We start from the raw sequence: 12916 nt of genomic DNA, 5'->3' as shown, positions 1-12916 counted from the left end.
TTTTCTTTTTGCCAAATCACTTTAGTTGCTTAGCACATAATTTAAAATATAAACGTATGTGAGCCCCAACAAAGAAATAAACAACAAATAAGCTCCATTCCATTTATAGGCGATCATCATTCCATTTCGTTTCACACTGGCAGCAACAATAATGTTCAGTGCATTTAAAGGGCTGAGCGCGGATGACAGCATCCAAGAGAAGATACACATGAAAGCGATCAATGAAGGGTGGATATAAATATCACCAGAAATCAATGAGGTTAAAATAAGTGGTACAGTGATAATTTGATGCACACCCAGCATGGCAAACAACGTCACACAAGCAACGATCAACAAAAATAAAATTCCAACCGACTGCAAAGTAGCCCATTGCATCACCTGTTCGATTCCTGATTTGACAGGAGTATGCGAGATGGCATTTCCAAAGACCCCAGCGCTCAAAAACAGACAGATTTCCGTTTTTGTCTGAGTCAGCATTTTATCTTTATACAAACACAGTTCTTTCTTAAAAATCTGCACTGTACCTCGGAGCATAAACCAAGACACTGGCACAATCAGGCAGACGATGCACACAAGCAGCAGCATCGATTTGTGCAATAGCTGCTCCATACCGATCAACAGGACAATTAAGAAGATGACATAGCTCAGCAACATAAACACATGCTTTTTCTGTTCAGTTCTTGATTCGGAAGAGCCGATTATTTCTGTTTCCACTTGTTTAGAGGCGTGGGGTCCAAACAAGAGAATTCCGCAAATCATCTGAAGTAAAGCAAATGCAATACCGACCGGCAAATACGATACATATGTAATATCCAGATAAAAAATCACAATCCCCACAGAGGCAAAAAAAGGAGACCAGATGACTGCAGGTGCAAATCCGATGTAATAAGATTTCGACAAAGTTTTTGGAGCGACTTTGATATTTTCTACAAAGCCATGGACAATCCGCAAAGCCCCCATATTTAAGATAGGTGAAACTACAGCGGTAACCGTTGACAGGCCATAAAAGAAGTTGCGTTGATTACTTTTCAGTTTATCCAGATAGGATACAGTGCTGCCGATGACCCCTTCTCTTTTTAATGGAACTGACAAAAGCGGAGCCAAGATTAGGATGGACAGCAGCGGCATGTTTTGCGTAATCCCTTGAAACAACACCATGCCTCCTCCACTAGTTGAATAATGGATGCCCATCCCAAATAGTAATAAAACGGCCGTAAAGATTTTCGGATTTTTATCAAGCAGCAGCCAAAATAAGATAAATACAGTTACCGCCAACAGGACGTAAAGGTTTTGAAGCATACTGCTCGCCACAAAAGAACTGAGGATATATAAAAAACACATGCTCAGCAGCAAAGTAAATCTGGGCATCTCATCCCTTCTCCCTAAAAAACTGTTTTCAGTGGTGATTTTCGTGCCCCGTATAAAAAATCCAACTGTTCATTGTATTCGGTGATAATCTCTTCAAAAATCTCATTGACCGTTTTTAACTCATTAACTAATCCGATTGATTGGCCAAGAGCCATTACCCCTTTATCAAGTTTCCCTTCATAGATTAATTGCTGGTATGAGTCACCGCTGATAAATGGCATAATCTCCTCAAGTGGTGCACCGCTTTCTTCAAGGGCCAACAAAGCAAGGGCATTTTCTGTTTTCATAACCCGGGCCGTTTTCCTGATAGACTTTTTCACGAGGACGGTGTCTGTTTCCTGCAACTTCAAAATTTGTTCCTTCACAAGTGGGTGAAGGCCAACTTCTTTAGATGTTAAAAACCGTGTGCCCATTTGAATTCCTTGAGCTCCTAAAGCAAAGGCTGCCAATGCCGCTTTTCCCGTCGAAATGCCACCAGCCGCAATGACGGGAATCGACAGTTCCTGCACAGCCCGTTGTGTCAGCATCATCGTCGTGATATCATCCTGTCCTGGGTGCCCGCCACATTCATAGCCGACTACGACAACCGCATCACATCCAATTGACTCCGCCTTTTTAGCAAAGCGGACAGATGGGACGACATGCACTATCTTGATGCCGTTGTTCTTCAGCTGCTCCACGTATTGATGTGGATTGTTGCCTGATGTAAATACCACTGGAACCTTTGCTTCAATCGCCCCTTCGATAAACTCATCCATCGGCCGGCGAATGCCGATTGCTGCATTCATGCCAAAAGGTTTAGAAGTAAGCGATCTTGCCTTTTCAATATCCTTCAGCATGTCTTTCTTATTCGCGTAGCTTCCAGCAGTAATCAAACCTAATCCTCCAGCTTCAGATACTGCTGAAACGAGTCTAGAAGTACCCAGTCCCTGAAGACCGCCTTGAATGATTGGGTACTCAATGCCAAACATTTCCGTTATGCGGGTTTCAATCATTTCTTCACCGTCTTTCGTTAGATTTTAATTCAAGTGATAAAGCGCTTTCAATTTCGTTTCAATTAATGAAACGACGTTTCATTAATTGTATATATCAAAAGTATAGTTTAGACTCCCTTTTAATACAACGAAAATTCTGTATTTTTAATAAATTCAGTAATTTTAACAAAAACTTCTTTTCTCATGCTGGTAAATAAAAAATAGCCGGTTTCAAGTTTTCACTTGAAACCGGCTATTTTATTTTAAGACAACACTGCTATCCGCTCCCGGTATTTTTCAATCAGCCGGTTGTTGTGATCGTCGGTGCCGTCGATATTGCCGCTGAGGAACACGGGCGGCTCAAAATGGTTGTCTGCCATTTGCTGAATGGCCTCTGCAAAGATGGCGTTTAAGATGACGCTCCCTACTACAGTCGAAGTCGGACCAAAAGGGACTTTGACATTTTCCGCTTTGAGGACAGCGTCGCCTGTTACTGAATGGTTATCAATAGCGAGGTTTACCGCGTCATGCAAATGCTTGCCGCTTTGGTGCCTTGAAGGCTGGCTGTTTGCGTATTCGAGTGATGTGAGACCGATGACAAAGGCACCTTTGTCACGGGCCGCCAGCGCAAAATCGATCGGTACGGGATTACGCCCGGAGGTGGACATCACAAAGACCACATCTTCCGGCCGGAAATCCTGTTGTTCGAGCAGATCTTCTGCGTAATCGCTGCTCCGCTCCAATCGAGATGAGCGGACGGCTCCTTCATGGAGCATCAGCGGTTCGATGAAAATCGGTTTGACCGGTACGAGCCCGCCTGCCCGGTAGAAAACTTCCTCGGCCAGGATATGGGAATGGCCGCAGCCGAACAGCTGGATGATGCCGCCGTGTTGAATAGCAGCTGCCACTTTCCCGGCAGCTTCCATCATGACCGCTTTTTCCTGCTCTTCAACAAGCGCGAGCCTTTCCCGTACCTTCTCAAAATACGAATTCAGCATAGCTGTTTAAACTCCCAGACCTTCGCCGACAATCAATTCATCGACAGCGGCCATTAATCTTTCTTCATCTTTGCCGTCTGCCACAATTTTGATTTCCTTGCCTTTTGAAATGCCGAGCGACATAACGCCCATAATTGATTTCATGTTTACTTGCTTGTCTTTGAATTCAAGTTTCACTTCAGAAGTGAAAGGTGACACGACTTGGACAAGCCGAGAAGCCGGACGTGCATGAAGCCCTTCTTCGCTGGTAATGGTATAGTTTTTCTCAATCATGTTCATTCTCCTTTTCGTCTTTTTTAACGTTGAATTTCGGTAATGAATTTATAGCGGTCCGCCCGGTATGTGCTGCGGACCACTTCAAAAGGCACGCCGCTTGCCAAATAACTGACTCTTTCGATGATCAATATGGCTGCCGGCATGCCGATTTGCAGCAGTTCTGCTTCTTCCTGTTTAACGAGCGCCGCTTCCATCCGCTGCGAAGCGTGGCTGATGGCCAGTTTCTGCTCCTGTTCAATAAGGGAATACAGCGATCCGGCAAGCGCTTCCTCACTGAGCTGTGGGAACAGCTTGACTGGAAGATACGTCCGTTCAATCGCCATCGGTTTTTCATTGGCATAGCGGATCCGTTCGACTGTATAGACTTCCTCGCCATGCCCTAACTGGAGTTCCTTGGCAATATCCGGCTCGGGCGACCCTTTTTTAAAATTAATGACTTTGTTTCTCGGTGTCAATCCCCGCGCTTTCATGTCCTCGGTAAAACTGGTCAAACCATTTAAAGGCTGCTCGACTTTAGGCGAAGCCACGAACGTGCCACGGCCTTTTTCCCGATACAGTAAACCTTCGTTCACCAAATTGGTGACAGACTGGCGCACAGTCATGCGGCTAACGCCAAACAGCTCTGTTAATTCACGTTCCGATGGGATGGCTGTCCCAATAGGAAATTCGCCCCGTTCGATCCGGCGCTTCAGCTCTTCTTCAATTTGGACATACATCGGTATGTGCGACTGTTTGTCTAGCACCGCATTCACTGCCTTTCTGTTTCCACCAGATGATAAGCATCCTGGTCAACAATAAACGTTACGTCTTCGTGTTTCCACAAAAACGAGGCTGGAAAATCTTCACTTATCGGCTCTTCCATCAACATTTTTACAGCTTGTGCTTTTTCCTTTCCGGATACCAGCAAAAGGATTTTATCGCTTTTCAAAATAGATTCAATTCCCATCGTGATGGCATGGGTTGGCACTTCATCCAATGAATCAAAAAAGCGTGCATTGCTGTTTCGGGTCGATTCATCCAGCTCGATGCAATGCGTCAGGCTGTCTTCAGGAGTCCCCGGTTCGTTAAAGCCGATATGGCCGTTCGTTCCCATACCAAGAATCTGCAGATGCACAGGCCCGATCCGATCGAGGAGCGCTTCGTAGCGCATGCATTCTTCATCTACAGAAGCAGCCTGCCCTTCCGGCAAATATGTATTGCGCATCTGAATATCCAAGTGCTTGAATAAATTTTCATGCATGAAGCTGTGGTAGCTGTTCGGATGATTGCGGTTCAGCCCCAGGTATTCGTCCAAATTGATGGTTCGCACTTGCTTGTACGAGATTCCGCGGTTCTTGAATCCCTCTATCATATTGCTATAAAGCCCCATCGGTGTAGAACCGGTAGCCAGCCCTAAAATTGAACGTGGATTTTTCACGACCTGCTTTTCCACTATTTCAGCAGCGAGCTTGCTCATTTCATCGTAATTTTCAACTATTTCTATATTCATGATGTCCCTCCTTGATGTATGCAATCGTCCCCCGGCAAATAGTCATTTGAACATTCAGACTTTCATCTAAAATGACAAGATCCGCATCTTTTCCTGCTCTGATGCTGCCTTTATTGGATAAGCCCAGCTCTTTTGCCGCATTCGCAGATGTCATCGCCACGAGTTCTGAAATCGAACAGCCCGTGCATGACTGGACGTTCCTCAATGCTGTGTCCATCGTTAAAATGCTTCCGGCCAAAGCTCCGCTTTTAAGGCGGGCATCGGTTTCGGTTACCAGAACGTCTTGCCCTGCCAAATCATATATACCGGGTTCAAGCCCTTTTGCCCGCATCGCATCGGTGATTAAAATGAGGCGTTCTGCCCCTTTCTGCCGAAAAGCCAGCTCAACTGACTTCGGATGGCTATGGATAAAATCAGCAATGATTTCCACTGATAAGCGATCCTCTGTCAGAGCTGTTCCAACGACTCCCGGGTCCCGGTGATGAAACGGACTCATTTGATTGTAGAGATGTGTTACATGGCTTGCTCCTGCTTGAAGCGCCTGCTGCATCTCCTGCCAAGTGCCATCTGAATGTCCGATAGACACCAGCACGCCATCTGCTGTCACTTGTTCAATAAAATGGATGCCGCCTTCCGTTTCCGGAGCCATCGTCACCAGTTTAATGCGGTTTCCGCTCAACTTCTGCCATTTCTGAAAAAGCGCTTCAGAAGGTGGTGTAATATGTTCAACCGGCTGTGCACCGGGTTGTTTCTCTGAAATAAAAGGCCCTTCCAGATGAATGCCCACCATTTCTGCCTGCGTTTCTTCCGCTTGAAAAAAGCTGGCGTTTTGCAATGCTTTTGAGATTGCCTCCTTTGATTGTGTCATCGTTGTCGCTAAAAAGCACGTCGTACCTTCTCGCGGCAATGCACTGGCCATGCCGCTGAGTGCTTCTTTTGTCGCATCCATCACATCAAATCCCGCAGCCCCGTGGATATGCACATCAATAAACCCTGGGACCACTGTCCAGTTCTTGCCGGATGCATCTATGTGGATATCAGCATTTTTTGGGAGCGACGAGGCTGCTTCGGTGATTTTCCCATCTTCCAGCAAAATGTCTCCGAGAAAGCTTTTTTCCACCGAATCGGCAATGGTAATATTGGAAATTAAAATGATTTTCTTCATTAAAATGCCTCTCCTTACGAAAAACCAGGAAAATCACGGATGACATTCCTGGTTTTGTTTTGTCTGATTGGATTTACTTTAAATAGCGGAATAAAGCTCCTCAATTCAAAGTTTCTCTCGATCATTATTGAATTTTCAGGATGGAAACTGTTCCTTGTGTCTGTAGACCTGTTTTCAACACTTCAAGTTCCTGGCCCGTTAAGTTTGTAAAAATGACCGGAGTTACAACAGAAGGTGCATTTTCCCCAAGATAGGTAAGATTCAGTTTCAGCAACGCATCGCCGCGCTGGACAAGCTGGCCTTGTTCCACTAATGTCTCAAAGCCTTCGCCGTTCAGTTTCACCGTATCCAGACCCACATGGATCAAGATTTCGACTCCCGTGTCTGTCACAATGCCAATGGCATGTTTGGTCGGGAACACAGTGACAACCCGGCCGTCCACCGGTGAATAAAGCGTGTTTCCTGATGGAATGATGCCAAACCCCGGTCCCATCATTTCTTTCGCAAATACTTCATCCGGCACTTCACTCAATGGAATGATTTCTCCGTCAATCGGCATGCCAAAATCTTCTGCGCGGATTTCTTTGACCAGCTCCGCCTCTGTTGACAGTTCTTCAACCGGCACCTCCAGACTTTCTGGTGTCGGGTTGCCATTTGCCAAACGGTTCTTCATAGCATCCGCCAAGAACTCAACAGCTGTCCCGATGACCACTTGGACATTCGTTTTATTGATTTTCATCAGCCCCATTGCGCCGTGGCGCTTCAAGTCTTTCTCGTTTACTTTATCCGCATCTTTTACGGTCATGCGCAAACGAGTGGTGCAGTAGTCGACTGCCGCGATATTGTCGCTGCCGCCTAGTGCTTCAATCGTGTGATAAGCTCTGATATCGATTCCTTTATTGCCTGTATCTGCATTGCCGTCTTCAGCGTCTTCGTCTTCACGCCCAGGCGTTTTCAAATCCAGTTTCACAATCAGGAAGTAGAAAATTGCAAAGTAAATAACGCCGGTTCCAAGGCCCATCACTAATAAAACAAGTGGATTCGTCGCCAGTCCGTAGTTTAGGACAAAGTCGATGGCTCCCGCTGAGAATCCGAAACCGTGATGGACATCCAGTGCATATGCGACCATCATCGAAACACCTGTCAATAAAGCGTGGACTACGTATAATAATGGCGATAAGAACATGAACGAAAACTCAATCGGTTCAGTAATTCCTGTCAGGAAAGAAGTAAAACCGATACTGAACAGCATCCCGCCGATGATTGCTTTGCGTTCTTTTTTAGCCGCTGCATACATCGCCAGACAAGCTGCCGGAAGCCCGAACATCATGATTGGGAAGAAGCCGGAAAGGAACGGCCCTGCTGTCGGGTCTCCTTTTAAGAAACGGTTGATCTCACCGCGCACAACTTCTCCCGTTGCATCTGTAAAGGTTCCAAAATCAAACCACACAATTGTGTTGATGACATGGTGCAAGCCAGTAGGCAAAAGCAGGCGGTTAAAGAAGCCATATGCCCCCACTCCAAACATGCCGGCGTTTAAAATCCAGTCGCCCGCGCCGTCAATCATTTCCTGGACCGGCGGCCATGCATAACCTAATATTCCTGCCAATACAGTCATTGTCGCCGCTGTTATAATCGGGACAAATCGCCGGCCTCCAAAGAATGCCAGCCACGCCGGGAATTTTACGTTATAGAATTTATTGTATAAAAGCCCCCCGATGATTCCGGAAAGAATCCCGGCAAATACACCCATATTGATCGATTCGTTGATTGTTACAATAGCGGACGTCAATACCAGGTAAGCAATCGCACCCGCAAGCGCCGCGCCGCCGTTGCTGTCATGGGCAAGCCCGAAAGCGATCCCGATGGCAAAAATGATGGCCAAATTATCAATGATTCCCGCTCCCGCTGCTGATAAGAACGGAATGCCGAGCAAGTCATCCTGGCCAAAGCGCAAAAGCAAGGCTGCTGCCGGCAATGTTGCGATTGGGAACATCAATGATTTCCCGATTTTCTGCAAAAAACTGAACAAGTAAATCCACCTCTTTTTTCTTAGTCTTAATTTTTACTATAAAGTTAATATGTATAGATGTCTATACCAATCCGAGCTTATGACGAAAAAATGTATGCGTTTTCTTTTTCGCCTTTTACAGAAGAAGCTTTGAAGGAATCTGAATAACTCATGAGGCTCCTTTAGGCCCCATAAAAAACACCTCCTGAAGTCCATCGAATAGATGTAAATCAATTCGAGTCAGAAGGTGTTCATTATTCAGATAAATCCTCACTTTATAGTTAGCTCCTTTCTTCTGCTTGAAGAAGGGATGTTCAATTCTTCCCGATACTTGCTGATCGTACGTCTTGCTACCTTTATGCCTTTTTCCTCATTAAAATAATCCGTAATTTTTTGATCGGATAAAGGTTGGCATTTATTCTCTCCTTCTATTAAGCTTTTTAAAAGCATTTTCACTTTTGTTTGAGCGATAGAACTTCCGTCCAAAGTTTCTAATTTAGAAGTGAATAATGCCCGAAGTTCAAAAGTTCCTTTAGGCGTTTGAATAAATTTGTTCATCGTTACTCTGCACACTGTAGACTCATGCATTTCGATTTCTTCCGCAACTTCCTTTAATGTCAAAGGAGCCAATGCAATAAAACCTTCCACAAAAAATCGTTCTTGCTTTTTTATGAGCACTTGCATGATCTTATTGATTGTCTGGCGCCGTTTGTCGATGCTGCTTAATAACCATTGATAGCTTTTATATTTTTCTTGAAGATACTTGGCTGTTTCATCGTCCTTGCCTAACAAGTTTGAATACTGATCGTTAAAATGGATTTCAGGCAAATAACCATCGTTCAGATAAAAAGCAAGGCTTTTACCATTATGCTGCACAATAATATCAGGATTTACGTATTGAATTGAAAAATCTGAAATAAACGAACATGGCCGAGGATTAAGAGTCAGCATCAATTCATGGATTTCTTTCACTTTCCCTAAAGGTATACCCATCCGGGCTGCAATGTCTTCCCATTTCTTATTGGCCAGTAACTCCAAAAAATTCTCAATGAGACATTCTATTAATTCTTTATCAAGAAATTCATCATTTACCTGAAGCAGCAAACACTCCTTTAGATTTCTTGCTCCGATTCCCGCTGGACCGACCGCCTGCAGAAGTTGAATTCCTCTGCTGATTTCGTTTTCATTGAATAATGCTGAAAGTTCTTGTTCATTTCCAGCAAAATCCAAGTACCCATTGTCATCCATATTGTAAATAATGTATTCAATCACTTTGAGGTCCTGTACATTTCTATAGAAAATCTTGGCTTGCTGCATCAATTTATCTCTCATACACACTTCTTTGCTTTGTTTCATTTCAATTGCTGAAGCCGAAGTACTTCTAGTGATTGAACTTCTATTTAAGGTCCTTTCGTATAGATCAGAACTTTTTTGCTCTTTCAATTCGATTAAAGGATTCTCCATTTCTTGTTCCATCAAATACTGATAAAGATCATAAGTTGAATACTGTAAAAGTTCAATAGCTTGCCTTAACTTATATGTCATAATCAGGTTAAGCTCTTGTTTTTGATGAAGAACAAGTTCCATAGCAAGCCTCCTCGTCGAGTACAATATTCCTAAAATAACTTTCCAGGATTTTTCAAAGGGTATTTTGTAACACACCCCTACAATATAGTCTCAATATTCTAATTTTATTACCAAACATCAAAAAAAGCTACGCAAAAGCTCTAGGCTTCTGCGTAGCTTTTAAAATTCAGAGGGGCGGTAGCTTGTATCCGCCAGCCGCTTGCTGAAAAGCATCGGCTACTTTGTAAACAGTGCCCTCGTCGTGGTAACGGCCGATGATTTGAAGACCCACAGGCAAATTTTCTGATGCTGTATTTCCTGCAGGTACCGATATAGCAGGGTGTCCTGAAAAATTAAAAGGAATGGTACGCCGCGACACATCGATATCTCCATTTTCAAAAGAGGGATCTTTCTCCGTAGCTGGGTAGGCCATGGTTGGGCATACCAAGACATCTGCCTGTTTTAAAGCTTCATCAACCAGTTTCTTGAATTGCTTCTGTTTCTCCAGTGTTTCTAAATAACTCACCGCTGATATGCCAAAACCGGCTTTTAAATTGGCGTAAGTGGCAGGATTATAATCAGCTTCTCTTGTGTCATACCATTCTTTATGGATGGCTGATGCTTCCGCTAAAACGAGCACTAATGCTGCGCTTTCAATATTCTCAATCCCCGGGATATCCGCTTCTAGAATGTCAGCTCCCAAATCTCTTAAACGCTCAATTGCTTCAGCTGTTAACGACAAGACTTCCGGATTGGTGACCGTGTCCATCAAAGCTCGGATGACGCCTACTTTGACGCCTTTAATGTCTCCAGAAAATGTGGAATTGAAATCGAATGTCATGGAAGAAATGTATTCTAAAACAGCCGCATTATCGCGTACTGTCCTTGTTAACGGTCCGATATGGTCCATCGACTGGGATAAAGGGAATAATCCTTGTGATGGCACTGTACCATAAGTCGGCTTTAATCCGACAATCCCGCAAAAAGAAGCCGGGACCCGGATTGATCCGCCTGTATCTGTTCCGATAGAGGCAAAACCGATTCCAGCTCCGACTGAAGCAGCAGAGCCAGTACTTGAACCGCCTGCCGTACGGTTGACGTCCCACGGATTATTGCATTGACCGTAATCCGGGTGAACGGATCCATATGCAAATTCAAGCAAATTATTCTTGCCGATGATGACAGCCCCCGCTTCTAGCAAGGCTGTATAAACAAAGGCATCTTCATCGGGAACATGGTCTTTCAGAATCCGGGAACCGACAGAAGTCCGGATTCCTTTTGTCATAAAGATGTCTTTGACCGATACGGGAATGCCGACCAGTCTCCCCGCTTCTCCGCCGCTCGCAAAAACACCCTCCGCCGCTTTGGCTTGCGCCATCGCCTGGTCGGCTAGTACCGTGATGAACGCATTCAACTTAGGTTCTAATGCATGCAGCCGCTCTAAAGTCACTTCTGTCACTTCTACTGGAGAAACTTCTTTTTTTCTATAAAGTGTGCCAATTTCTTCGATTGATTCAAATAATAAATCTTTTATATTGTTGATGGGCAAGAGAATCCCTCCTCTTCAACTTTTCATAATGGCTTTTTCGAATAGTTCATGACTGTCTCGTTGCCAGGTGTACTTCCAACATCCTTGAAAAATGGCTCCAACGCTTTTTTGGACACCGGCTTGGTCAGCAAGCTGACGATAATCATTCCTAACAAACTGATTGGCACGCTAATGTATACTGCCTCAATTCCGAAAGGATTTCCTAACCATAACCAGATAACCGCACTTACTATACCGCCTACCATCGATGTAATCGCTCCTGCAGTGGTAGCTCTCTTCCAATAGAGGCCAAAAAGGATAGAGACTGCGAAAGAAGATCCGATCATGGCTGCAGCATTAATCCAGATTTGCTGAATTAATGGAACAGGGTTTAAAGCGAATGGAATCGGCAATAAGCCCATAATCAGCACTACAATTCTCGTCACTTTTAATTGCTGCTTCTCAGACATTTTTCTTTTCATAACCACTTTCATGATGTCATGGGAAATTCCGCTTCCTAACATAAGCAAGATGGCACTGACCGTCGATTGGATGGCTGCAAGAATTGCCGCTAATAGGAGACCACCGAGTACAGCAGGCAATAAATCCATTGCAATTGTTGAACTGGCCAAGTCAGGTGTTGCTAAATTAGGATAAAGAATTCGCGCACTGACACCAAGAAGGCTAACGGAAACTGCAATAATCGCTTGGAAGATAAAAGAAACCCCGACCGCGCGTCTGATTGTTTTATTGTCTTTGATTGAATAAAAACGGATCGCGATAATCGGATAACCGATCATCATGATGAAGAACGAAATACAAACGGCCGTCAAAGTTCCCGGCGGCATGCCATTAGCTACAATATTTGGATCAATAGCTGCCAGCTTCTCATTCATCACACCGAACCCGCCAGCTGCCGATATGGCAAACGGAACAGCGACCAAAAAGCCGACGGCAAATACCATCATCTGAAGAAAATCCGTATAAGCAATCGCAAAAAGACCGCCTAATACCGTATAAAGAATGAAAACCCCTGCCAGAATCAGAACTCCTATAGTTTCCGGCAGTCCAAATACTACGTTCAATAAATAAGAGCCTCCGACCAGTTCCGCTACAATCGTCATCCCAAAACAAATGATTAAAATAACCACCGAGATAATTCGGATGGCATTGCTTTCAAAACGTGTTCCAAGCAGGTCGGGAATGGTCAATGCACGATGCGTATTAAAAAAGGATTTCATCTTAGGGGCGATAAATAATGCCATAATTACCCAAGAAGCCCAAATGGATATCCAGATCCAGGAGTAGTTGTATCCTACTTGATAATGAAAACCTACGGAACCAATTGCGGTACCTGCACTCATCTGAGTCGCCGCCAAAGTCGCTCCCCCAACCCAAACGCCAAGCTTTCCTCCAGCTGCTAAATAATCTGTTTCATTGTGGACGCGGGACTTCATATACCAGCCGATCGCTATAACAGAAACCATATAAACTACAAGGATCGCGATAACCATTACTTCTTCTCCTCCTTTTTACTGAGG

At 44.5% G+C, this 12916-nt stretch carries 11 protein-coding genes; all 11 read right to left on the bottom strand.

The annotated features are described in order from the left end of the window. Positions 1-21 precede the first annotated feature (21 nt). The 11 genes from ACSFXN_RS17835 to ACSFXN_RS17785 all read right to left on the bottom strand — a co-directional run bounded on the left by ACSFXN_RS17835 (position 22) and on the right by ACSFXN_RS17785 (position 12889). Positions 22-1368, bottom strand: a complete 1347-nt coding sequence (locus ACSFXN_RS17835) for a hypothetical protein (protein ID WP_437151512.1) — start codon at positions 1366-1368, stop codon at positions 22-24. Between the two features lie 14 nt (positions 1369-1382). Beyond that, a complete protein-coding gene (locus tag ACSFXN_RS17830) occupies positions 1383-2363 on the bottom strand; it encodes an NAD(P)H-dependent flavin oxidoreductase (RefSeq protein ID WP_437151511.1) in 981 nt (326 codons plus the stop codon). A 242-nt stretch (positions 2364-2605) separates the two neighbouring features. Beyond that, positions 2606-3340 (bottom strand): SIS domain-containing protein, encoded by a 735-nt coding sequence (locus tag ACSFXN_RS17825; protein ID WP_437151510.1) that lies wholly within the window; start codon positions 3338-3340, stop codon positions 2606-2608. A gap of 6 nt (positions 3341-3346) precedes the next feature. After that, complete coding sequence (locus ACSFXN_RS17820) at positions 3347-3613, bottom strand: phosphocarrier protein HPr (RefSeq protein ID WP_437151508.1); 267 nt, start codon at positions 3611-3613, stop codon at positions 3347-3349. Positions 3614-3636: 23 nt separating this feature from the next. Further along, positions 3637-4359 (bottom strand): GntR family transcriptional regulator, encoded by a 723-nt coding sequence (locus ACSFXN_RS17815; RefSeq protein ID WP_437151507.1) that lies wholly within the window; start codon positions 4357-4359, stop codon positions 3637-3639. A 5-nt stretch (positions 4360-4364) separates the two neighbouring features. Continuing rightward, positions 4365-5105, bottom strand: coding sequence for a glucosamine-6-phosphate deaminase (nagB, locus tag ACSFXN_RS17810; RefSeq protein WP_300991424.1), 741 nt, complete (start codon positions 5103-5105; stop codon positions 4365-4367). Further along, positions 5086-6270, bottom strand: coding sequence for an N-acetylglucosamine-6-phosphate deacetylase (nagA, locus tag ACSFXN_RS17805; RefSeq protein WP_437151506.1), 1185 nt, complete (start codon positions 6268-6270; stop codon positions 5086-5088). The genes nagB and nagA overlap by 20 nt, the downstream gene beginning before the upstream one ends. 124 nt (positions 6271-6394) lie before the next feature. After that, entirely contained in the window at positions 6395-8302 is a 1908-nt protein-coding gene (nagE, locus tag ACSFXN_RS17800; protein ID WP_437151505.1) for an N-acetylglucosamine-specific PTS transporter subunit IIBC, read from the bottom strand. A gap of 249 nt (positions 8303-8551) precedes the next feature. Next, positions 8552-9868: an RNA polymerase factor sigma-54 gene (gene rpoN / locus ACSFXN_RS17795; protein ID WP_437151504.1), complete on the bottom strand. Its 1317-nt coding sequence runs from the start codon at positions 9866-9868 to the stop codon at positions 8552-8554. A gap of 166 nt (positions 9869-10034) precedes the next feature. Next, positions 10035-11396 (bottom strand): amidase, encoded by a 1362-nt coding sequence (locus tag ACSFXN_RS17790; protein WP_437151502.1) that lies wholly within the window; start codon positions 11394-11396, stop codon positions 10035-10037. A gap of 23 nt (positions 11397-11419) precedes the next feature. Then, a complete protein-coding gene (locus tag ACSFXN_RS17785; RefSeq protein ID WP_437151500.1) occupies positions 11420-12889 on the bottom strand; it encodes a sodium:solute symporter family protein in 1470 nt (489 codons plus the stop codon). Positions 12890-12916: the final 27 nt, after the last annotated feature.

The organism is Planococcus sp. 1R117A, assembly GCF_051417975.1.
GTDB classification, from domain to species: Bacteria; Bacillota; Bacilli; order Bacillales_A; family Planococcaceae; genus Planococcus; species Planococcus shenhongbingii.
The sequence above is the reverse complement of the archived record's forward strand: the minus strand, read 5'-3'. Positions and strand labels throughout refer to the sequence as shown.